Genomic DNA, 23,464 nt, shown 5'->3' with positions numbered 1-23,464 from the left:
AAGGGCTTTAAAGGCATTTAACTAGGCGATGAACGGTAATTATCCATAGGTTTTTACGTTTTACTGGCTTAAATCGTGTCATTTTTGAGCTAACTTTTTTTTGACGCTTAGGCCGACTGTTGCTTTTCTTGCGCTTTGGAAAGCCGCTGCTAACGTGCAGAAAACGACCCCTTCTCCAACGCCGCCCTATCGCCGAGAAAGACATGCTCCGATACCTCAAGGAACTGCTGCTGGTGCTGTACCTGATCAGGGGATATGACTATTACCTTGATCGCCTGAATGCCCTGGGTTGGGGATTCGCCACGTTGCTGTTCGGTGCGATGTTCATGGTCTTGGTGGTGGCGCTGTGGCTGAGTGCGTACATCCGCCAAACCTTCGTGCGCCATCTGTTTGCGCTGGCGATGTTTGGTTCGGCAGTGTTTTTCGAGGTATATACGAGGGTGACGGACAGCTACCTGACGTACAGCCAGTTCGTGTCGCTGGTGTATTCGGGTGGTTTTGTCGGGGAGGCGGCCCACCAGTATCGCGAGGTGATTGTCAGTGCCGCGACCGGCGGCCTGTTGTTGCTGTTGGGGATCGGTCTCAAGCCTCGGCGGTCGGTGCCATTGCCCGGTTATTTGCCCATCGCCGCGCCTGTGCTGGGAGTGTTGTTGCTCAGTGGCGTTTTATTCGTCCGGGCGGGCGAGGGCGCGCGGGGTCTGCCAGTGATGTACACACCACTGGCCTATCTGAATCTGTTCGTTTACGAAACCCTGCATAACACCGTCGGTCCTCGGGAGCCGATCCGCTTGACGCGGCCAACATCGCCGATCGAGCATGATATTGTGCTGATTATCGATGAAAGCGTCGCCGGGAATTATCTGGATATCAACACGCCATTCGGCGTGCAAAGCGGCCTGAAGACTCCACCGGACGGCGTGGAAATTTTCAATTTCGGTTACGCGGCCTCCATCGCCAATTGCAGCGCCGACACCAACGTCAGCTTGCGTCATGGCGGTACTCGCGACGACTACGTGCGCATCAACAGCACGTTGCCGTCGATCTGGCAGTACGCCAAAAAGGCCGGGTTGCGCACGGTCTATATCGACGCCCAGCGCACCGGTGGTCGTCTGCAGAACCTGATGACCGACACCGAAAAAAACGATATCGACGACTTCGTGCAGTTCGACGGCACCCCGGTGTTCGAGCGCGACATGGCGGTCGCCGCGGCATTGATCCAGCGGCTGGGCAATGACCGGGCCGAGCTGATGGTGGTCAACAAGCTCGGTGCGCATTTTCCCGTGCACGACAAATACCCGGATGAGTTCATGAGTTATCGTCCAGCCCTGCCGCGCGGGCGGTTTCTCGAGGTCGCCGACACCGGCCAGCGTGACGGTTTTGATGGCCGGAGCCATGACTGGGAGCTGTACCGCAACGCCTACCGGAACACCCTGTTGTGGAATGTCGGAGAGTTCTTCAAGCGGCTCTTCCAGCAGGCTGATTTAAGCAACGCCGTGTTGATCTACACCTCCGACCATGGCCAGGACCTTCACGAGCGCGGCAACCCTGGGCTCAACACCCACTGCGGCGGTGACCCGGTGGCGGAGGAGGGGCTCGTGCCGCTGGTGGTCATAGAAGGTGCGCGGTTGCACACCCTGGATTGGCAACATGCATGGGCACAGAACAAGGACCGGTCCAGTCACTACAACATCTTCCCGACGCTGTTGCAGTTGATGGGGTACGACCCGGCCGGTGTTGAAGCGACCTATGGAAAATCCTTGAACCAACCAACTGAAGACGCCTTTACCTTCAATTACCGCTTCAATGCGCGGCTAGGGGCGATGCCTGAATGGAAACACATCGACCTCAAGCACATTGTCACACCGGGGCCGGCTCAGGCTGAGATGGCGGCGGGTCAGTCGGGCTCGATGTCGAATGTGCCGCCGTCATCGCGAGCAGGCTCGCTCCCACAGTAGTCCGAGTTGTTCGCAGACCTTGCATGCCCCCGCAGATCCCCTGTGGGAGCGGGCTTGCTCGCGAAGGCGGTGTGTCAGTCGGGCTCGATGTTGAATGTGCAGGCTTCTTCGCGAGCGGGCTCGCTCCCACAGTAGATCTTCGTTGTTATCAAGCCTGGCGGTTACACAAACTACGCTCTATCCGCGCGATCCCTTCGAGGGGGCTCCCACATTAATTATGTGTCTGGCTGGCTTGCGGATTACCCGACGGTCGGTTTTTCCACAGCACCAAACAGCATTGTCTACAGTTTAAAGCGACGGTAGTTCCGTTGCCGTCACCGTGATCGTCCAGAAAAATCCGGCCAATGCACCGGGTTCCACCTGATCAGGAGTGCACGATGGACCTCAACCGTCGTCAGTTCTTCAAGGTCGCAGGTCTCGGCCTTGCGGGCTCAAGCCTCGGCGCGCTGGGCATGGCCCCGACGCCAGCTTTCGCCGAACAAGTGCGTCATTTCAAGCTCGCCCATACCCATGAAACCCGCAACACCTGCCCGTACTGCTCGGTCGGTTGCGGCTTGATCATGTACAGCCTGGGCGACAATGCGAAGAATGTCGCCCAGAGCATCATCCACATCGAAGGCGATGCCGACCATCCCGTCAATCGTGGCACCCTCTGCCCCAAAGGCGCAGGCCTGCTCGATTTCATTCATAGCCCCACTCGTCTCCAGTACCCGCAGGTGCGCAAGCCCGGCACCACGCAATGGACGCGAATCTCCTGGGATGAAGCGCTGGATCGCATCGCCGACCTGATGAAGGCCGACCGCGACGCCAATTTCATCGAGAAGAACGCCCAGGGGCAAACGGTGAATCGCTGGCTGACCACCGGTTTCCTTGCGGCGTCGGCATCGTCCAACGAAGCGGGGTACATCACCCACAAGGTGATTCGCAGTCTCGGCATGCTGGGGTTTGATAACCAGGCACGTGTCTGACATGGCCCGACGGTGGCAAGTCTTGCCCCGACGTATGGCCGTGGTGCCATGACCAACCACTGGACCGATATCGCCAACGCGAATCTGGTTCTGGTGATGGGTGGCAACGCCGCCGAAGCGCACCCTTGCGGTTTCAAATGGGTGACCGAAGCCAAAGCCCACAACAAGGCGCGGCTGATTGTGGTCGACCCGCGTTTCACCCGTACGGCCTCGGTGGCCGACTATTACGCGCCGATCCGCACCGGCACCGACATTGCCTTCATGGGCGGGCTGATCAATTACCTGCTGACCGAAGACAAGATCCAGCACGAATACGTACGCACCTATACGGACGTGTCGTTCATCGTCAAGGCCAACTACGGCTTCGAGGATGGGTTGTTCAGCGGTTACGACGCGAGCAAGCGCATCTATACCGACAAGTCCGGCTGGGGCTATGAAATCGGCGAGGACGGTTTCGCCAAAGTCGACCCGACCTTGCAAGACCCACGCTGCGTCTATCAATTAATGAAGCAGCATTACAGCCGCTACACCCTGGAGCTGGCCAGTCAGGTCTGCGGCATGCCCGTGGATGCAATGCAGAAAATCTGGGAAGAGATCGCCACCTGCTCGCAACCGGGCAAAACCATGACGATTCTCTACGCCCTGGGCTGGACCCAGCATTCGACCGGCTCGCAGATGATCCGCAGCGCGGCCATGGTGCAACTGCTGCTGGGCAACGTCGGCATGCCGGGCGGGGGGGTCAATGCCCTGCGCGGGCACTCCAACATCCAGGGCCTGACCGACTTGGGCTTGCTGTCCAACCTGCTGCCCGGTTACCTGACCCTGCCGGCCGAGGCCGAACAGGATTACAACGCCTACATCGCCAAGCGCGCACTCAAGCCGCTGCGTCCCGGGCAGATGTCTTACTGGCAGAACTACGGCAAGTTTCACGTCAGCCTGATGAAAGCCTGGTACGGCGCCAATGCCACTGCCGAGAATAACTGGGGCTATGACTGGCTGCCCAAACTGGACATTCCCGGCTACGACATCCTGAAAATGTTCGACATGATGGGCAAGGGCGAGGTCAATGGCTACATGTGCCAGGGCTTCAATCCGATCGCTGCCTTGCCGGACAAGAACCGGGTAATGAAGGCGCTGGCCAAACTCAAGTGGCTGGTGGTGATGGACCCACTGGCCACCGAAACCTCGGAGTTCTGGCGCAACGCCGGACCTTACAATGATGTGCAAACGGTCGAGATCCAGACCGAAGTCATCCGTCTGCCCACCACCTGTTTCGCCGAAGAAAGCGGTTCGTTGGTCAACAGCGGTCGCTGGCTGCAATGGCACTGGAAGGGTGCCGATGGCCCGGGGCAGGCGCGCACGGACGTGAAGATCATGGCCGAGCTGTTCTTGCGCCTGCGCAAGCGTTACCAGGCCGATGGTGGTGCCTTGGCCGAGCCGATCCTCAAGCTCGACTGGCCCTACAAAGTACCGGATGACCCGACGCCGGAAGAGCTGGCCCGGGAATTCAACGGCTACGCCGTATCCGATGTCACCGACGTTTCAGGCGCGGTGATCAAGACGGGTCAGCAACTGTCCGGCTTCGGCCAACTCAAGGACGATGGCAGCACGGCGTCCGGGTGCTGGATTTTCTGCGGCAGCTGGACCGAGCAGGGCAACCTGATGGCCCGGCGTGACAACAGTGATCCTTTCAGCATGAAGCAGAACCTGGGGTGGGCCTGGTCGTGGCCGATGAACCGGCGGATTCTCTATAACCGTGCCTCTTGCGACCCTCAAGGCAAACCATGGGGCCCGAACAAACGGCTGGTGTGGTGGAACGGCAAGGTCTGGACCGGCACCGACGTGCCCGATTACAAGGTCGACGCCGCACCGGAAGCGGGCATCAACCCGTTCATCATGAACCCCGAAGGCGTGGCGCGTTTCTTCGCTCTCGACAAGATGAACGAAGGGCCATTCCCGGAACACTATGAACCGTTCGAGACGCCCATTGGCATCAACCCGATGCACCCCAACAACAAGCAGGCGACCAGCAACCCGGCCGGGCGGATCTTCGATTCTGTCTGGGACACCCTCGGGCAGGCCAAGGACTTCCCTTATGCGGCGACCAGCTACCGGCTGACCGAACACTTCCATTTCTGGTCCAAGCATTGCCCGATCAACGCTATTACCCAGCCCGAACAGTTTGTCGAAATCGGTGAAGTCCTGGCCAAGGAGAAGGGCATTGCTGCCGGTGACCGGGTGCGGGTCAGTTCCAAGCGCGGGCACATCGAAGCGGTGGCGGTGGTGACCAAGCGGATTCGTCCGCTGCAGGTCAACAATCAAGTGGTGCACCAGATCGGTATCCCGTTGCACTGGGGGTTCACCGGCGCCACCCGTCACGGTTACCTGACCAACACCCTGGTGCCGTTTCTCGGCGATGGCAACACACAGACCCCGGAATCCAAGTCATTCCTGGTCAACGTGGAGAAAGTCTAAATGGCCAGCCAAGACATCATCGCCCGTTCGGCCACCACCACCATGCCGCCCTCGGTGCGCACGCAAGAGGCAGTGGCCAAGCTGATCGACACCACCAAGTGCATCGGCTGCAAGGCCTGCCAGGTCGCCTGCTCGGAATGGAACGAGCTGCGCGACGATGTCGGTCACAACCTCGGCACTTACGACAACCCTCAAGACCTCAGCGCAGACACCTGGACCTTGATGCGCTTCACCGAGCATGAAACCGACGCCGGTAACCTCGAATGGCTGATCCGCAAGGACGGCTGCATGCACTGCGCCGAGCCCGGCTGCCTGGCGGCGTGCCCGAGCCCAGGCGCGATCATCAAGCACGTCAACGGCATCGTCGATTTCGATCAGGACCATTGCATCGGCTGCGGGTATTGCATCACCGGTTGCCCGTTCAACATTCCGCGCATCTCGCAAAAGGACCACAAGGCTTATAAATGCACGCTGTGTTCGGACCGGGTGGCGGTGGGGCTGGAGCCGGCCTGCGTGAAAACCTGCCCGACCGGCGCCATCGTTTTCGGCAGCAAGGAAGACATGAAAGAACACGCCGCCGAACGTATCGTCGATCTCAAGAGTCGCGGTTTCGAAAACGCCGGTTTGTATGACCCCGAAGGCGTCGGCGGCACTCACGTCATGTATGTGCTGCACCATGCCGACACACCCAGGTTGTATGCCGGGTTGCCGGATCACCCGGTGATCAGTCCGTTGGTGGACCTGTGGAAAGGCCTGAGCAAACCCTTGGCGTTGCTGGCCATGGGCGCGGCGGTGCTGGCCGGGTTCTTCCATTACGTGCGCGTCGGGCCACAACGGGTCGAGGAAGACGAACATCCAGTCACCCTCGACCCGGCGGTGCATGAATTCGATCCATCGGTGCACACCTTTGATCCGACGAAACCCGGCGGGGAGGACAGGCCATGAACGACAAAACGATCCTGCGCTACACCTCCAACCAGCGCACCAATCACTGGCTGGTGGCGATTCTGTTTCTCATGGCCGCGCTGTCGGGGCTGGCCTTGTTCCATCCGGGATTGTTCTGGCTCAGCAACCTGTTTGGCGGCGGTTCGTGGACGCGCATTCTGCATCCGTACATGGGCGTGGCGATGTTTGTGCTGTTCCTCGGCCTGGTGTTCAGTTTTTGGCGGGCGAATTACTTCGGCGCCAACGACCGGTTGTGGCTCAGGCGCGTCGGGACGGTCATGCGTAACGAGGAGGAGGGCGTACCGCCAATCGGCAAATACAACCCGGCGCAGAAAGTGCTGTTCTGGGTCTTGCTGATCTGCATGCTGGTGCTGCTGTTCAGCGGGTTGGTGATCTGGCGTGCCTGGTTCAGCGCGTACTTCGGCATTACCAGTATTCGCTGGGCGATGCTACTGCATGCGCTGGCAGGGTTCATCCTGGTGCTGAGCATCATCGTTCACATCTATGCGGGTATCTGGATTCGTGGCTCGGTCCACGCCATGGTGCGTGGCAGAGTCAGTCGCGCCTGGGCGAAAAAACACCATGAACTCTGGTATCAGGAAGTGACCCGAGACGAGACGCCTGAGCGACCGATCACGAAAAAAGGATGACCCCTTGGCCACGATCCTTGAACCTGGGCAGATAGAAGCGGCGGCGAGTTCACCGCCGTTTCTGTACCTGCCACCGAATAACCTGTTCACCTTGCGCGCGCTGCGTCTGGACCACCTGGCTGACGGGCATCCCATGGCGGACTATCTGCGCTTGATCGCGGGGCTGTGCCACGCTCAGCAGAAATTGATGGACGATCCGCCCGTGGCCGCCATGCCCGATCCCGACCGTCTTCGGGTGTGCGTGGAACATGGTTTGCCGCCGTTCGCCGCCGACAGTCTGGTGCGCGAAAACGTTTGGTTGCCGTATCTCGAAGCCTTGTTGCAACGTTATCGGCCACCGCCACAAACGGCGGTAGAAAACGCCGTGGCGACTTTGCGTAGTGCCAACCCGGGGCTGCTCAAAGTGTGGGCGATTGCCTTGGTCAGCGGACAGTATTCAATGCTGCCGGCAGAACTGGTGCCGTTCCTCGGTGCAGCGCTGCAAGCGGCTTGGAGCCATTGGCTGCTGAGTTCACCGAACCTTGAACTCAAGCGCGGAGACAGTCTTAGTCAATGCCCGGCCTGCGGTTCACCGGCGATGGCCGGAGTGATTCGTCATCGCGGCAAATACAACGGATTGCGTTATCTGGTGTGCTCGTTGTGCGCTTGCGAATGGCATGCGGTGCGGGTCAAGTGCGTGTATTGCGAACAAAGCAAGGGGCTTCAATACGTCAGCTTTGAGGATGACCGTCATGCTGCCAATCAGGCGCCGTTGCGGGCGGAAGTCTGCCCCGGCTGCAACAGCTATCTGAAACTGATCTACCTGGAAAACGACGCCGAAGCCGAAGCGCTCTCGGCGGACCTGTCCAGCCTGATGCTGGACATGCGCCTGGAGCAGGAAGGGTACCAGCGCCCATCGCCGAATCTGATGCTGGCACCGGGAGGCGACTGAGCCTGTCCCCTTGATGTTCAGGCTTGAGATAAATCCCACCCAATAAGCGAGATAAATCCGGTCCATTCCGGGATAGGCTGGCACAAATTGGGACCCCCTGTGCAATAGCCTTGCAGCCAACGCAACAGAAAACGTCCCGTTCAGTCATCAGCTGACGGGGGCAAACATATCGATCTCAAAAATCTCACGCGTCGCTAATGACTGCTTTGGCTTGTGGATTCAACCGGTCGATGCAACAGATTGGCTAAATCGTTCTGCCGGTTATGTCCACGAAGCGTGCTGGTCAAATTCGATGCAAATAACTGGTCGAGTCAGGGGTATTCCTGCCTGGCATGCAAAACGGTCACGATCTCGATTCGATCCGTCACCCGGTAGACCACCAAGTAATTGGGGTGCACAACAATTTCCCGCGTACCGGGTACACGACCAAATCGATAAAGGTAGGGATGTTGCGGAAGGGCTGAGGTAGCAGCCTCAATGGCTTGGTACCGCTCGCTCGCCGCTACAAGGTGGCGGTCGCCAATATAATCAATGATTTGCCACAGTTCAGCCCGCGCTTCGGGCCGCCACTCAACCAGCATCGCGCTTATTGCGCTTGGCTTCGAGAAGGGATCGCATATCAGCCATTACCTGATCGTGCGGGACATTCGGGCGTGGATCATCGAGCGACGCCTGCACTTTGGCACGGAACCAACGGTCGTAGCTAGCGGCCTGCTCTTCGGTTTCAAACTCTGAAACGATGGGGGAAAGTTCGGCGCTCATAGTGACCTCCGGGATCAATACCTAGCAGTCTAATCGGTATGTGGCTCACTGTCGTGGGTGTCAAGATGAAGTGCACCCTGCCAAGCGCCACGTGACCCCATCTCTCTACCTGATGGGAGCAACCACACTAAAGCACCAACAATGGCCGACCCACTCAGCTTCACCCTCAAATTCCCCTTCAAAAGCGCCAGCGGCGACACGATCACAACGCGAGCCTCAAACGCAAAGACATCACCGCCGCTCAGACGACGACCAAAGACGAAGGCGGCGCTCGGCATCACCTTGAGCAGTGAGCCCAGCGGCTACACTCAGACGCGACGGTCATTCGCTTCCGGGAGCCTCTGATGTCTGCAACCTCCGCCAGCCCAGTTTTGCGGCTGCCCTCCATCGACAGCTTGCTGCGCCATCCCGCCTGCCAGGTGTTGGCTGAGCGTTATGGGCGTGAGGCGCTGTTGGCCGGGCTGCGGCAACTGCTCGATGATCTGCGCGAGCCGATGCTCAAGGGTGAACTCGCTGCCGTTGAAATAGCTCCCGACGTATTGGCGGGCAGGGTGGGTGAGCGTCTGGCGATCCAGCATCGCAGCCAGGTCCGTCGGGTGTTCAACCTCACCGGCACGGTGCTGCACACCAACCTGGGGCGCGCGTTGCTGCCGGAGTCGGCTATCGAAGCCGTTCAGCTCGCCGCCCGCTATCCGCTCAATCTGGAATTTGATCTGCACAGCGGCAAGCGCGGCGACCGCGATGATTTGATTGAAGGGTTGATCCGCGAGCTGACCGGCGCCGAAGCGGTGACCGTGGTCAACAACAACGCCGCCGCCGTGTTGCTCGCCCTCAATAGCTTGGGCGCACGCAAGGAAGGCATCATTTCCCGTGGTGAACTGATCGAAATCGGCGGCGCCTTCCGCATTCCCGACATCATGGCCCGCGCCGGAGTGCGGCTGCACGAAGTGGGCACCACCAACCGCACCCATGCCCGCGATTACGAGGCGGCCATCGGTCCGCGCAGTGGCCTGGTGATGCGCGTACATGCGAGCAATTACTCAATCGAAGGTTTCACCGCCCGGGTGCCGACGGCTGAACTGGCAGAGTTGGCTCACCGCCACGGACTGCCGCTGCTCGAAGACTTGGGCAGCGGCAGTCTGCTGGACCTGACTCGCTGGGGCTTGCCCGCCGAACCGACGGCGTGCCAGGCCCTGATCGATGGCGCGGATATCGTCACCTTCAGCGGCGACAAACTGCTCGGCGGTCCCCAGGCCGGGTTGATAGTCGGCCGCAAAGACCTGATCGCGAAGATCAAGAAGAATCCGCTCAAGCGCGCACTGCGGGTCGACAAGCTAACCCTGGCAGCCCTCGAAGCCGTATTGGCGCTGTACCGCGATCCTGATCGGTTGGCCGAACGCCTGCCGAGTCTGCGCCTGCTGACCCGCCCCCAAACCGACATCTTCGCCCAGGCCGAACGCCTGCAACCGTCACTGGCACAGGTATTGGGTGACGGCTGGAGCGTCAGTGCGGTACCGGCGCAGGGCATGATCGGCAGCGGCAGCCAACCGGTGGCTCGCTTACCTAGTGCTGCGTTATGCCTGCGGCCCAACGTATCCAAACGTCTGCGCGGGCGGCGATTGATGGGGCTGGAAGCCGCGTTTCGTCGGTTGCCGATTCCCGTGCTCGGGCGCATCGACGGCGATGCGCTTTGGCTGGACCTGCGCCAGCTCGACGACGAAGCCGCGTGGTTGGCCCAGCTCAATCAACTGCAGGAGGAGGGCCGGGACGGGTGATTGTCGGCACAGCAGGGCATATCGATCACGGCAAAACCTCCTTGCTCCAGGCACTGACCGGCCAGGCTGGCGACCGTCGCCGGGAAGAACGCGAACGCGGCATGACCATCGACCTCGGCTACATCTACGCGGCGCTGGAACCGGGCGCCGGGCTGACCGGTTTTATCGACGTACCCGGCCATGAGCGCTTCACCCACAACATGCTCGCCGGTGCTCAGGGCATTGATCTGGTGTTGTTGGTGGTGGCGGCCGATGACGGTGTCATGCCTCAGACCCGCGAACATTTGGCGATTGTCGAGTTGCTGGGCATCCCTCGGGCACTGATTGCAATCACCAAATGCGACCGCGTCGACCCTGCTCGTGTGCAAGGCGTCCGGGAACAGATCGAAGCATTGCTCGGACCCGGACCTTATGCCGGCGCGCCGAAAATCGCGCTGTCGAGTGTGACTGGCGAAGGTGTCGAGACACTGCGTAAAGCCTTGCTGGATGCGCAACATGAGGTGCTTCAACGCAGCGCCAGCGGCGGTTTTCGCCTGGCGATTGATCGGGCTTTCAGTGTGGCCGGTGCCGGGATCGTGGTGACCGGCACCGCGTTGTCCGGCCAAGTGGCCGTGGGCGATACGCTGATATTGAGTCCGCTGGGCAAACCGGTGCGGGTACGAGGCCTGCATGCGCAGAATCAGGCGGCTGACAGCGCAACGGCCGGGCAGCGAGTCGCGTTGAACCTGAGTGCCGACCGTTTGGCCCTGGAGCAGATTCACCGGGGCCACTGGTTGTTGGCCGAATGGCTGCATGCGCCGCCCCAGCGTCTGGATATCGAGATGACCTTGTTGGTCAGCGAGGCGCGAAGCTTCGAGCACTTTCAGCCAGTGCATGTGCATCTCGGCACTCAGGACGTGACCGGGCGAGCGGCCTTGCTGGAGGGCGCCAGCCTGGCACCGGGTGAGCAGATGTTCGCGCAATTGCTGGTGAACGCGCCGGTGCTGGCGGTGAAGGGCGATCGTTTGATCCTGCGCGACCAAAGCGCTCAACGCACTCTCGGCGGTGGCCGGGTGCTTGACCCGTTCGCCCCGGCCCGACACCGCCGTAGCCCCGAAAGATTGGCGCAGCTAAAGACGCTGGCCACCACCACCAGCCTGGAAGACGCACTGCCGGCGCTGCTGGCCAACAGCGACACCGGGCTCGATCCGCAGCGTCTGGAACGCCAGTTCAATCGTCCGCGCGATAGCTGGGTGTTGCCCGATGACGTGCGCTTGATCGATACGCGGCAAGGGCCGTTGCTGTTCAGCGCTGCCCGCTGGGAAGCCTTGAAAGCGCCACTGCTGGAACACCTGGCACGCTTTCATCAACTCGAACCGGATCAAATGGGACCAGACAGGGATCGCCTGCGTCGCTTCGCCGGCACCGCGCTGGACCGGCCGACCTTTATCAGCCTGCTCGACGAATTACTGGTCAGCGGTGCGATCGTCGCCAGCGGCCCTTGGCTGCATTTGCCCGATCACCAAGTGCGATTGAGCGAAGACGATGAAACCCTGTGGCAACAATTACAGCCGTTGTTCGAACAGGCGGGTTTCGATCCGCCGTGGGTGCGTGATCTGGCTAAAGCGACAAGCCATGAAGAGGCCACCGTGCGCCTGCTGCTGCGCAAGATGGCGCGTTTGGGGTTGATGCATCAAGTGGTCCGTGACTTATTTTATACCGAGACCCTGGTGCGCCGATTGGCGGCTATGCTGGTGCAACTGGCCAGCGATGACCCGGTGATTCAGGTCACCACGTTTCGCGATGCCGTGGGCCTGGGGCGCAAGCGCAGTATTCAGATTCTGGAGTACTTCGACCGAATCGGCCTGACCCGACGCTTTGGCGACCGGCGCCAGATCCGGCTCGACAATGCACTGGCCCAACCAACAGAAGACTGAGTTCAAGGAAGGCAATCGCGCCCGGTGGCGCGGCCGGGCTTCAAACCCGGTTGGGGACGGCATCCGTTCCCGGGCAGGTTCGACTCCGGCTGCCTTCCGCCATTTGATCGAACACAGGGACAGGCGCAATCGCTGTGGGAGATTCTATGGTGCATGAATAGCCCCTAAACGCTTTTGCGGCGGTCCCCCAACCAGACTTGTTTGAGCAGGACCTGTGGGAGCAAAGCTTGCTCGCGAGACGGCCTTATAGCTGACCTGTTTCTCCCGGTTGTACGTCGATAAAACTGTGGGAGCGAGTCTGCTCGCGATGGCGGCGGCCTATTCAGCATGGGTGCAAGCCGACCCACCGCTATCGCGAGCAAGCTTGGCTCCCACAGGATAGGCGGTGGGCACTGATCTTATAAACGACCGAAACCAGTGTGTGCGGGCTTGCTCGCGATGACACCGGCACATCCAACATCCATGCAAGCTGACCACCGCTTTCGCGAGCAAGCCCGCTCCCACAGCCGTCCGGGTCGTTTGCAGACCTTGCATGCCCCACAAGCCTGCGGGGGCTCACTGGGTTGCGGCGATCGGGTCGAGCCGGGCAGGGTCGTGCAGCAGGGAGAATCCCAGGTCGCGCAATGTGTGGCCGATGAAGCGTGAGCCCACATCGTTCAAGTGTGCGTCATCGCGGTACAGCAACTGCCCGTCAATGATCGGGCTGCAGAGTCCCGCTGGGCATATCACTTGATTGGGGTCGATAAACCGCACTTGGGTCAGCCTGGCGCGTATCCCTTCCCAATAAGGCGCGGTGATATCCAGTGGGGCCGAGCATGGACGATCGGTGCCGAACATCAGGCGACGCACGGGGCAGGTTGCCGCGTTATCGATGTTCTGGTTGCGCAGAATCACGATGACCTGGCCGGTGTTGTTCGCCACGCGCTTGATGCTTGCTTCGATAATCTGCGCGGCCGCCGCATCCCTGGGCCAGGCGCCGGCCAGCACGACGTAAGGGTAGTGGTTCTGCTTGATCAGCTCGAACACCCGGGCATTGCGCGCCACGCAACGCTCGCCATACGCCGCGGACACCTCGGCGGCATAGCCGAAGATCGGCGGGCAGGCATCCAGGGTGTAGTCCATCAACCTGATGCCGTTGGGTTTGGCCAGGATATCGACCATGCCCGTGAAGTGATTGGCGAACGAGTCACCCACCATCATCCCGTCCAGTTGCTCCTTGTACGCACCGAGCCGGCAATCCGGATCGGGGTCGGCGCCGTACCGCGCACTGGGCATATGGCAACCGCTGCGAAGCCGGTTTGGTTTGCTCAGCGCCATGGCCTCGAGCCTCGACACTTCAGGCGCAAAACGCTGTGGAAAGCCATTCCACAGCAGGCTCAAGACCGCCAGAGCGGCCAGCCCCAGGACTGGGGCCATGAATCGCCGGCCCAGTACGCGAGAAAATTGCAACTGCGCGCCGCTCCGTCGAAACGGAATTTCGATATACCGCCAGGACCCCCACGACAACAGAATCGCCACCACCACCAGTGACAGGCCCACAGAAAGGGTTATGTCGACGCCCAGATAATTCAGGTAGGCAATCAATGGCCAGTGCCATAAATACAGCGAATAGGAAATCAGGCCTATGAACACCATGGGCCGGTTGGTCAGCAGGCGCGAGCGAGCTTCACCGCTGCCGGCCAGAATCAGCAGCGTCGCCCCCAGGCAAGGTATAAAAGCATTGACGCCGGGGAAGGGCGTGTCCGGGCTCAGGGCAAACAAGGAAAAACCAATCAGCCCATACCCCATCGCGGTATAAGCCAGCACTTCTATCCTGCCGAGTGTACGTGGCTGATAAAGATAGATACCCAGCGCTCCGCCCAGCATGAGCTCGAAAAACCGTGTAGGCAGCAGGTAATAGGAGGCCGTGGCGAAGACGTTCGTGGCGTATTCGGAAAGCCCCACTGCCGCCACGATACCGACGCCCAACACCGGCAGTACATGGCGCGGCGCCAGGCGATAGAGCACCAGGATCAACAGCGGCCAGATCACATAGAATTGCTCCTCAATCCCCAGGGACCAGGTATGCAACAGTGGCGCCTCGCTGGCATCGGCGGCGAAATAGTTTCCGTACTTCATCCAGATATAGATATTCGAGACACCCAGCAGGGAGAACAGCGCGCTGACGTTGAGCCGCGTCAGGTCGGCCGGGGAAAGAATGAAGGCCCCCGCGATCACGCTCGCCAACAACACCGTTGCCAATGCCGGAACGATGCGGTTGATGCGCCGCTGATAAAAACGTTTCAACGAAAAGGTGTTGTCCTTGATCTCGGAAAACACTTGGGAAGTAATGAGAAAACCCGAGATGACGAAAAAAATATCGACACCCACGAACCCGCCCGGCACCAGGTTGGCGTTGAGGTGATGAATGAACACGGCCAGCACCGCAATACAGCGAAGTCCATCGATATCGGGGCGATATTTGGTTTGAGGCATGTCGGAGATCGTCCTTGAATAGGAGGCAATCCAGGTGCGTCATGTTTATGACGAATTTGCCGACTGCATGTAAACGGCACGTATTAGTCATTGATTGATAGCTGTGAATTGATACTTTGCAAGGCGCCGGGCAAAACCAGGCGGGGCAGACGACCAGCGGTGTTTGCCCGTCGCCTGAGCGCATCCTTGGTCTGCCCCGTCACCCAACTCCGCTATCCTGAGCCTCACGTTTATCCATCGAGCCTTTTCATGCTTGAAGTTCGCGACGTTTTTAAAAGCTACGCCACGCCCCAGGGGGCGTTGCCGGTGCTGCAGGGCATCGATCTGACGCTGGCCCCTGGCGATAGCCTGGCACTGATGGGCGAGTCCGGCAGCGGGAAAAGCACCTTGCTGCATCTGGTTGCCGGTCTGGATAAGGTCGATCGTGGCAGCATTCGTTTTGGCGAGCGCAGGCTCGACGGCATGAGCGAAAGCCAGTTGGCAAACTGGCGACGTACACAAATCGGCCTGGTGTTCCAGCAGTTCAACCTCATCAGCAGCTTGCCGGTGGAGGACAACCTGGCGTTCCAGGCGCGTCTGTGCGGGCGCTATGACCCAGCCTGGCAGACCCATCTGGTGCAACGGCTCGGGCTTTCCGATTTTCTGCGGCGTTATCCCGAGCAGCTTTCCGGCGGCCAGCAGCAACGGGTGGCGCTGGGCCGGGCGCTGGCCTCGCGGCCGGCCTTGTTGCTGGCCGACGAACCTACCGGCAGTCTCGACGAGGCCACCAGCGACGAGGTGTTGCAACTGTTGCTGGAGTTGCTCGATGGTAGCCTGACAAGCTTGCTGATGGTCACTCACAGTCCCCGGGTGGCGGCCCGGTTGAACCGTCGCGTGGTCTTGCATGGCGGACGCCTGGCGCAGGTGGTCCAGGGGTGATGATCCTTCGCCAGACGCTCAAGGCTTTGCTCAGCCATTGGCGCCAGCATCCGGTGCAGTTTTTCAGTGTCCTGACCGGTCTCTGGCTCGCCACCAGCCTGCTCACCGGTGTGCAGGCGCTCAACAGTCAGGCCCGGGACAGTTACGCTCGAGCCAGCCAGCTCATAGGCGGCGAACCCCAGGCCAGTCTCAGCGCGCCCGGTGGCGGCACCTTCACTCAACAATGGTTTGTCGATCTGCGTCGTCAGGGCTGGCCGGTATCCCCCGTGTTGCAGGCTCGGGTGACGCTACAGGGGCACGAAGACCAGCGCCTGCAATTGATGGGCATCGAGCCGGTGTCGTTGCCTCCTGGTGCGGCAGTGGCGGGGCAGGCCCGGGAGATGGCAGAAGTGGTGCAGTTTTTCACTGAGCCTGGCCGCACCTGGATCGCTGCGCAAACCTTGCAGGCCTTGGGGCTGAGCGAGGGCGATCGGCCCCGGACAGTCGATGGACAGTCCCTGCCGCCGCTGCTTGTCCAGGCGGACATGGCGCCGGGGATGCTGTTGATGGACATCGGCTTCGCCCAGCAAGTACTCGGACGGCCGGACCAGCTGTCGCGATTGCTATTGCCTGCCACGTTCACGGCGCCCTTGCCGGATGCGTTCAACGGCCGGCTGCAGTTCAAGCACGCCGATGAAGAAAACAATCTGTCGCGCCTGACCGAAAGCTTTCACCTGAACCTCGACGCCCTGGGGGTGCTGTCCTTCGTGGTGGGGCTGTTCATCGTTCACGCAGCCATTGGCCTGGCCCTGGAACAACGCCGCGGCTTGCTGCGAACCCTGCGGGCCTGTGGCGTCAGTGCGCGGTTGCTGGTCACCAGCCTGGCCCTCGAACTGGGCGCGCTGGCCTTGCTCGGTGGAATCGCCGGCGTGCTCAGTGGCTATTGGCTGGCCAGCCTGTTGTTGCCCGATGTCGCGGCGAGCCTGCGCGGCTTGTACGGCGCCGAAGTGGCCGGTCACCTGAACCTCAGCCCGTGGTGGTGGATCAGCGGCGTGGGCCTGAGCCTGCTCGGCGCGCTGTTGGCCGGGGCCGGCAGTTTGCTGCGGGCGGCGCGCCTGCCGTTGTTGGCGCTGGCCAATCCCCAGGCCTGGCATCAGGCTCATGCTCGCTGGCTGCGTCGCCAGGGTTGGGTGGCGACATTGGCGGGGTTGCTCGCGGTAACGGCGTTGATCTGGGGCGACAGCCTGGCCAGCGGTTTTGTCTTGATGACGGCGTTGTTGCTCGGTGCTGCCCTGGCCTTGCCGGTGTTGCTCAACGGTGCGCTGAAGCTGCTGTTACGCCGCAGTCGTTCGGTGCTTGGGCAATGGTTTCTCGCCGATTGCCGTCAGCAGTTGCCGACACTGAGCCTGGCACTGATGGCGTTGCTGCTGGCGCTGGCGGCCAACATCGGAGCCGGCAGCATGACCACAGGTTTCCGTCAGACCTTCAGTGACTGGCTCGAACAACGGCTGACCGCCGAGCTGTATATCAGCCCGCAAACCCCGGCCCAGGCGGGCGAGCTGCACGCCTGGCTCAAGGAGCAGCCGGCGATCACCACGATATTGCCGAACTGGCAGGTCTCGATCTCTTTGCAAGGCTGGCCGACGGACATCTACGGCATTATCGATCACAGCGCCTATCGTCAGCATTGGCCGTTGCTGGAATCGGTCAGGGAGAAGCCTTGGGAGCAACTGGCCGGCGGCGACACGCTGATGCTCAGTGAACAACTGGCCCGGCGTCTTAACGTGAGCATTGGTGATCGATTGACGATTGCGACGCCCCAAGGTGCCTGGACGCCGCGCCTCGTCGGGATCTATGCCGACTACGGCAACCCCAAGGGCCATGTGCTGGTCAATGCCGACCACTTGCTGACACATTGGCCGCAACTGGCGCCGAACCGCTTCAACCTGCGTATTGAGCCGTCCGCGATCCCGGCGCTGCTGACGGCGTTGCAGGCCCGGTTCAGCCTGGATGACAGTCGTATCGTTGATCAGGCGCGGCTCAAGGGCTGGTCGACGCAAGTATTCGAACGCACCTTCGCCGCCACCGCCGCCCTCAATAGCCTGACGCTGGCGGTGGCCGGGGTCGCGTTGTTCATCAGCCTGCTGACCCAGAGCCAAAGCCGCCTCGGTCAGTTGGCCCCGCTGTGGGCGTTGGGGGTGACGCGTCGGCAGTTGATGTTGCTTAACCTCGGTCAGACTTGGCTGTTGGCACTATTGACCCTGGTGCTGGCCTTGCCATTGGGCATCGCCCTGGCCTGGTGCCTGGACGCGGTGATCAATGTGCAGGCCTTCGGCTGGCGCCTGCCGTTGCGGGTATTTCCGTGGCAATTGGCGCAGTTGCTGGGCCTGGCGATGCTTGCCACGCTGCTGGCGTCGGCTTGGCCGCTGTATGCGTTGTACCGCACGCAACCGGCGGATTTGCTGAGGACCTTCGCCCATGAAGATTAAACTCGGTCTGATGTTGCTGGCGTTGCTCAGCGGTTGTGATAACCCGCAACCGCCGCAACAGGGCTTCGCCGGGTTGGCCGACCAGGCCGGCGCATTCAAGCCTGTGGTGCCGGGGCGGGCATTCAGCTTTCCTGCCGATCACGGGGTTCATGAGGGGTTTCGCATCGAGTGGTGGTACGTCACTGCCAATCTCAAGGATGCCGAGGGCCGCGATTACGGCGTGCAATGGACGCTGTTTCGCAGCGCCCTGAACGCCGCGCCCCAGGCCAGCGGCTGGCGCAACCAGACGATCTGGCTCGGTCATGCCGCGATCACTTCCAGCACCGTTCATCATGCCGCCGAGCGCTATGCTCGGGGCGCAGTGGGGCAGGCCGGGGTGCGAACGACTCCTTTCGATGCCTGGATCGATGACTGGCGGTTCGCTACTCAAGCGTCTGGGGCCGACCCATTGGCGGATATGCAGCTCAAGGCCAGTGATCCACGCTTCAGCTATGAGCTGCACCTCACGTCGACTCGTCCGCTGGTGCTGCAGGGCGATAAAGGTTTCAGCCAGAAATCCGAACAGGGCCAGGCGTCGTACTACTACAGCCAGCCGTTTTTCCAGGCCAGCGGCCATGTGGAAATCGATGGCCAGCGTTACACGGTCAGCGGCCCGGCCTGGCTTGACCGCGAATGGAGCAGCCAACCGCTGACCGCCAACCAGACGGGCTGGGACTGGTTCTCCCTGCACCTGGACAGCGGCGAGCATGTGATGCTCTACCGCATGCGCCACAAGGATGGGGCGCCGTACCTCACGGGTACCTGGATCGATGCCCAAGGCACGGCGCAAACCCTGCACGCCGGGGAGATCAGCCTTGAACCACTGGACACCACCCAGGTTGCCGGGCGTTCAATGCCGGTACGCTGGACGATCAAGATCCCCGGCAAGCGACTCGACATCACCACAGATGCCCTGAACCCCAACGCCTGGATGAACCTGCGTATTCCCTATTGGGAAGGCCCGGTGCACCTGAGCGGCAGCCACGGTGGCAGCGGTTACCTGGAAATGACGGGCTACTGAGAATCGCCGGAACTCCCCGGGAACGTCGACCCTCATACCTTATGAATGCCTCCCAGGAGCCCGTCATGAGCGATGACCTCAAACTTCCCTCGCTGGCCGATTGGCAGCGGTTGTTCGACGACAAGACCTACTGGCAGCAGTCGCCCGATGTTCATTTCACCGAGCTGATGCGGGTGGCCGATGACCTGTTCGGTCAGGGCGCTATCGATCTGGCCCAATGGCAGGAACTCAAGGCCAAGGCCGAGCAACTGCATCACCGCTCACCTGACGCCAACGTCGCTGAAGAAGTCGCCGACCCTGACGCCTGACACGCAGGCCCGGACAAACCAAGGAGTTCGCCATGAAACCCAGCCCCGACCAAACGTCGCCCAACCCGGACGAGCCAGCGATGCCTGGCGAAGTGGAACGCGACAACGATGCCCTGCGCCCGAACGACCCGGCCAAGCGCAAACAGCAGGAAGGTGACGCTGAGGCCGGAGAGACTGATGCGCAAAAGACCGGACGACGTGGTTGAGGGTTGATAGACCGCACGGTCTTGAAAAACGGTTTGTTAATGACTGTTTACTTGCTACATCTTGTTAGGTGTTGGGGGGTATGTTTTTTGTACTGCTCTGGGGTTTTGTAGAACTGTTCGTATAACTATGCAGGCGAGCTGGAGTTTGTCGAAATTCGTCGGGAAAGAGCCCGCTCGCGCTGGCTGCGAAGCGGCTAAAAACAGCCGCAGTTGCGTGTCCGAAGGAAAGTGGGCTTGTTCGTCACGACAATTGATTGAGCGTTAATAATTACGACTAAAGATAAATAATTATTTAAACAGGCTCCCGGACATATGTCGCAAGTTCCACTATTATTATGCCCGTTCGCCCAGTGTCAGGCTCTTTACCAGTGCATGGAATGCCGAGGCCGTCGCACTGGGCGAACACCACCCTCTGAATCAATAACTACCGGCGATTAACCGGCAACTGGCGAGCGCCAGTCATCGGAGCCCGACGTGCCGCTGACTTCGTGAGTCCAGGTGATCTTGCGGTAAGTGAAGTGCACATCTTCCAGGTGAGTGAAGTGCGCGTTCGCCGGGTCCTGACAGTTGAGCATGTAGTCCTTGATATCGACGATGATCGCGTCCTCCAGGGTGGTGGTGTAGTAATGCTCCTGCGTGCCGGCGGCCGAGGTGCGATACCACTGGATTTCGACTTTGGTCAGGCGCTCTCCACAGGTCAAAGCCGCCAGTAGCAGCGGCGAAGCCTTGTCGAACACCTTGGTGATAACCAGCGGTTTATGCACGCGCTGGCCGGTTGGCTGGCCGGACTGAGGATCGCGGGGGATGATGACCTGGTGTTCAAAACCTTGCACCATGACTTGATCTTCATGACCTTCCTGATAGGTGTTGCCCACTGAGTCGGCCGTAAACGCGCCGGCAGTGATCAGACCTTGTTTGGTGCCTTCGATGGACATGTAAGCGGGGGTAGCCAATGGATGCTCTCCTTGCTGGATAACTAAAGGGACCTGGGAAGGGAATCGTCCACAGGTGGCCTGACGGTTATCAAGAGCTATGCCATCTTCTATAAAAGCTATGTATATCAATATTTTAAGATTGAATATCGATCCGTGATCGTTCTGGGGACAGATGAATGCGCGCGAGGAGTTGCGTAGCCCGGCAAGCCGGATGCGCAATTTCTTACGCATTCGGCTTTCGGATTTTTCCTATATTTCCAGGGCGGACATGCACTCATCGATGGAGCGCTGTTGCGTTTCGGCATACAGACGCAGCTCATCGATGGTCGGTTGCCCCAGCGCTTGCTCGAAAGCCTGGCGGTTGGACTGGCCGGCGTAATGACTCTGGGCGGCATCGCCGAGGTTCGACTGGAAGATGCCGGCGGCGCTCACCGGCAGGAAGTCCTCGTACACCAAGGGTTCGGCGCGCAGGTATTGCTCTTCCAGCAAGCGTTCCAGCGAGACCGGTTGCTGGAGGGTGCCTTTGGCGGCGAGGCCCTTTGGCGTCACGAAATAACGAAAGTACGCCAGTGCCTGCCGACGCAGCTCATCGTGGTTGTCAGGGAACTGGGCAAAGTATTGGGCCATCAGTGCGGTGTAGCGCCCGGCGTTCGCTTCGTTGGGAAATTCCCCCAGCGCATCCCGCGCGGCGTTCAGCAACTGATCGTAGAGTGCGCGACCTTTCGGGGTGAGGGCAGCGCCCCGTTGTTCGATTTCGCCGAAGCGGGCGCTGTGGCTGCCTTGGGATTGTGGCTGGTCGGTGAACGCCACAGGTTCGTCGAGCGCCTTGAAACTGGTCTGGCGCAACAGGATCGGGCAATGGCGACGGGGCGGGCCTTCGACGACCGCCTTGGCGGTGATGCCGTGCACGGGCATCTGGGCCTGAACAATGTCGATGTCCAGGGTGCGCGGCGTCAGGTGATTGATGTGCGGGCCCTTGAAGGCCACTACGTCGGCGATCAGCCGATGTTGCGCACTCAGTTGTCGATATTGTTCGGCCGTGACGGTGGCGCTGTGGTGCCAGCGAAAGGTTTCCAGGGCCTGTTGGACGAAGTCGTCGGCTTGTGGCTCCGTCAGCCCACCCTGGCGTTCGGCGAGGTCGATGAGCTGGAGGGCAGTGGACGTGAAGATTTGCCGCTTCTCCAGTACCGATTCGGCAAAGGCCCGAAGCTCGGTGTTTTCGATCAGCTCCAGGCGCAGCAGCGAGGTAAATACCCGGAACGGGCTGACCTGCAGGGCGGTTTCATGCACGGCGCGAAATGCCGTGGAATGTACCGGCACCCCAGCGGGCGTGAGGTCGTAGTAGCCTACCGGGTGCATGCCCATGACCGCGAACAGGCGCCCCAGGGTGGCCAGTTCCGCCGCGGTGCCGACGCGGATCGCGCCGTGGCGCTCCAGGTCCAGGCGCTGGAATTCGCCGGTGCTGCGCAGGTGTTCGGCCAAGCGTGGGTCGTTGACCAGCACCTGGGCATTGGTCTGTTCCACCAGGTTCATCAGTGCGCCGTACAGCGGCACCTCGTCGCGGTACATGTCGGACATCGCCTTGGAGAAGCGTTGGCGGATCAGGTCTGGACTGACGAAGCTCATGGTGAGAGTTCCTGGCGCAAGCTGTGGGAAAGTGGAAGGAAAGATCGCAGCCTTCGCCAGTGTCCACAAACGAAGAATCTTCAGGACTTCATTCTGTCAGGGACTGATCCGCCCCTTCACAACGGCTCAGGCGGGCCTTGAAGAGCGGCATCACGGTCACTGGCCCAGGTCTTTGAGAAAATCGCGATACAGCGCCGCGGTTTTCCCTGGCCGTTCGACCATGGGCATGTGGCCCACCCCCTCCCAGATTTCCACGCGCAAGTCGGCGATGCCCTTGCTCCATACCGGCACGCTGCTGACGTCGATCAGCCGGTCCTTGCGGCCCCAGAGCAGCAGCGACGGCGCGCGGATATCGGGCAAGCGCGGCTCCATCGGCGGGCTGGCACGAAAGTCCACGAAGATTTCCGCCAGTTCGTCCCGACGCTGTTCGTAACGTTCGGCCAGCGCCGCCAGCACCACACTCGGTAGCCACGGCGGCGACGCCATGGTCATCGCATAGAAAGGGGCGAAATCGTCCCGCGAGCGCACCAGGAACGGGTTGTGGCCGGCCGCCAGGTGCCGCTCCATGTCGCTGGGTTCGGGCGCGGTGACGCCGGCCGGGTCGATCAGCGCCAGGGTCAGTATCCGCTCCGGCGAAGTCGCCGCCAGCCAGGCAGCGAGATGACCGCCCATGGAGTTGCCGATCACATGGACCTTGTCCAGGCCGCAGGCGTCCAGCAGCTCGATCACCCGCCGCGCCTGGGTCGGGATGTCGTAACCGCCGCCGGCCTTGAAGCCGGTTTCGCCATGACCGGCCAGGTCGGGAACCACCACCCGGTAGTCGCCAACAAAGTGCCGGGCAAATCGCAACCAGAGGTTCTTGTCGGCGCTGTAGCCGTGCAGCATCAATATGCTGCCGGACGCTTCGTACGGCCCGCCTTGCCAGGTCGACACGGTCATCTCGCTGATGGGCACCGTGATCTTGTGCAATCGGTACAGACGCGCTTCCAGGGCCATGCCCATGTCGTACAGCACATGACCGATGCCCGGATACGTCAGCCAGCTCCAGGCGATAAACACGGCGAGGACTACCCACAACACCAACATGTTTT

At 60.8% G+C, this 23,464-nt stretch carries 18 protein-coding genes and 1 tRNA gene; 13 read left to right on the top strand and 6 right to left on the bottom strand.

Annotation, left to right across the window (positions count from 1 at the left end):
* Positions 1–203 precede the first annotated feature (203 nt).
* The 5 genes from MA884_RS23390 (at position 204) to fdhE (ending at position 7,924) form a co-directional block, all read left to right on the top strand.
* Entirely contained in the window at positions 204–1,955 is a 1,752-nt protein-coding gene (locus MA884_RS23390; protein WP_256232735.1) for a sulfatase-like hydrolase/transferase, read from the top strand.
* A 377-nt stretch (positions 1,956–2,332) separates the two neighbouring features.
* The gene (gene fdnG / locus MA884_RS23385; protein ID WP_256232734.1) at positions 2,333–5,398 is read left to right on the top strand and encodes a formate dehydrogenase-N subunit alpha; all 3,066 of its coding nucleotides are present in this window, start codon (positions 2,333–2,335) and stop codon (positions 5,396–5,398) included.
* A complete protein-coding gene (gene fdxH / locus MA884_RS23380; protein ID WP_092400509.1) occupies positions 5,399–6,343 on the top strand; it encodes a formate dehydrogenase subunit beta in 945 nt (314 codons plus the stop codon).
* Positions 6,340–6,993 carry a formate dehydrogenase subunit gamma gene (locus MA884_RS23375; RefSeq protein WP_256232733.1) on the top strand — a complete coding sequence of 218 codons (654 nt, stop codon included), beginning with the start codon at positions 6,340–6,342 and terminating at the stop codon, positions 6,991–6,993. The genes fdxH and MA884_RS23375 overlap by 4 nt, the downstream gene beginning before the upstream one ends.
* Before the next feature lie 4 nt (positions 6,994–6,997).
* Complete coding sequence (gene fdhE, locus MA884_RS23370; protein ID WP_256232732.1) at positions 6,998–7,924, top strand: formate dehydrogenase accessory protein FdhE; 927 nt, start codon at positions 6,998–7,000, stop codon at positions 7,922–7,924.
* A 311-nt stretch (positions 7,925–8,235) separates the two neighbouring features.
* On the opposite strand, the gene MA884_RS23365 is transcribed toward fdhE, so the two are convergent.
* Together MA884_RS23365 and MA884_RS23360 are read right to left on the bottom strand one after the other, a co-directional pair.
* Complete coding sequence (locus tag MA884_RS23365; protein ID WP_256232731.1) at positions 8,236–8,505, bottom strand: type II toxin-antitoxin system RelE/ParE family toxin; 270 nt, start codon at positions 8,503–8,505, stop codon at positions 8,236–8,238.
* Positions 8,495–8,686, bottom strand: coding sequence for a hypothetical protein (locus MA884_RS23360; protein WP_007902309.1), 192 nt, complete (start codon positions 8,684–8,686; stop codon positions 8,495–8,497). The genes MA884_RS23365 and MA884_RS23360 overlap by 11 nt, the downstream gene beginning before the upstream one ends.
* Positions 8,687–9,030: 344 nt before the next feature.
* Between MA884_RS23360 and selA the strand changes: the two genes are divergently transcribed.
* From selA to MA884_RS23345, 3 genes are all read left to right on the top strand, one after another.
* On the top strand, positions 9,031–10,461 hold the full coding sequence (gene selA / locus MA884_RS23355; RefSeq protein WP_256232730.1) for an L-seryl-tRNA(Sec) selenium transferase: 1,431 nt from the start codon (positions 9,031–9,033) through the stop codon (positions 10,459–10,461).
* The gene (gene selB, locus MA884_RS23350) at positions 10,458–12,377 is read left to right on the top strand and encodes a selenocysteine-specific translation elongation factor (protein WP_256232729.1); all 1,920 of its coding nucleotides are present in this window, start codon (positions 10,458–10,460) and stop codon (positions 12,375–12,377) included. Before selA ends, selB begins: the two co-directional genes overlap by 4 nt.
* Positions 12,378–12,383: 6 nt before the next feature.
* Positions 12,384–12,479, top strand: a tRNA-Sec gene (locus MA884_RS23345).
* A gap of 453 nt (positions 12,480–12,932) precedes the next feature.
* On the opposite strand, the gene MA884_RS23340 is transcribed toward MA884_RS23345, so the two are convergent.
* On the bottom strand, positions 12,933–14,852 hold the full coding sequence (locus MA884_RS23340) for an acyltransferase family protein (RefSeq protein ID WP_256232728.1): 1,920 nt from the start codon (positions 14,850–14,852) through the stop codon (positions 12,933–12,935).
* Between the two features lie 249 nt (positions 14,853–15,101).
* On the opposite strand from MA884_RS23340, the gene MA884_RS23335 reads away from it, so the two are divergent.
* The 5 genes from MA884_RS23335 (at position 15,102) to MA884_RS23315 (ending at position 19,812) form a co-directional block, all read left to right on the top strand.
* Complete coding sequence (locus MA884_RS23335; RefSeq protein ID WP_256232727.1) at positions 15,102–15,770, top strand: ABC transporter ATP-binding protein; 669 nt, start codon at positions 15,102–15,104, stop codon at positions 15,768–15,770.
* Positions 15,770–18,238: an FtsX-like permease family protein gene (locus MA884_RS23330; RefSeq protein ID WP_305519455.1), complete on the top strand. Its 2,469-nt coding sequence runs from the start codon at positions 15,770–15,772 to the stop codon at positions 18,236–18,238. The genes MA884_RS23335 and MA884_RS23330 overlap by 1 nt, the downstream gene beginning before the upstream one ends.
* The gene (locus MA884_RS23325; protein ID WP_256232725.1) at positions 18,228–19,298 is read left to right on the top strand and encodes a lipocalin-like domain-containing protein; all 1,071 of its coding nucleotides are present in this window, start codon (positions 18,228–18,230) and stop codon (positions 19,296–19,298) included. The genes MA884_RS23330 and MA884_RS23325 overlap by 11 nt, the downstream gene beginning before the upstream one ends.
* Positions 19,299–19,363: 65 nt before the next feature.
* Complete coding sequence (locus tag MA884_RS23320) at positions 19,364–19,606, top strand: hypothetical protein (RefSeq protein WP_256232724.1); 243 nt, start codon at positions 19,364–19,366, stop codon at positions 19,604–19,606.
* A 32-nt stretch (positions 19,607–19,638) separates the two neighbouring features.
* Entirely contained in the window at positions 19,639–19,812 is a 174-nt protein-coding gene (locus tag MA884_RS23315; RefSeq protein WP_256232723.1) for a hypothetical protein, read from the top strand.
* A 434-nt stretch (positions 19,813–20,246) separates the two neighbouring features.
* Here the strand turns inward: MA884_RS23315 and MA884_RS23310 are convergent, their stop codons facing one another.
* The 3 genes from MA884_RS23310 to MA884_RS23300 form a co-directional block, all read right to left on the bottom strand.
* Complete coding sequence (locus MA884_RS23310; RefSeq protein ID WP_047228526.1) at positions 20,247–20,765, bottom strand: Hcp family type VI secretion system effector; 519 nt, start codon at positions 20,763–20,765, stop codon at positions 20,247–20,249.
* Positions 20,766–20,996: 231 nt separating this feature from the next.
* Positions 20,997–22,373, bottom strand: coding sequence for a VOC family protein (locus tag MA884_RS23305; protein ID WP_256232722.1), 1,377 nt, complete (start codon positions 22,371–22,373; stop codon positions 20,997–20,999).
* Positions 22,374–22,529: 156 nt separating this feature from the next.
* Entirely contained in the window at positions 22,530–23,459 is a 930-nt protein-coding gene (locus MA884_RS23300; RefSeq protein WP_256232721.1) for an alpha/beta fold hydrolase, read from the bottom strand.
* Positions 23,460–23,464: the final 5 nt, after the last annotated feature.

The sequence above is a fragment of the Pseudomonas sp. Q11 genome (assembly GCF_024494355.1).
GTDB lineage: Bacteria > Pseudomonadota > Gammaproteobacteria > Pseudomonadales > Pseudomonadaceae > Aquipseudomonas > Aquipseudomonas hefeiensis.
This window is presented reverse-complemented; position numbering and strand designations above follow the sequence as displayed.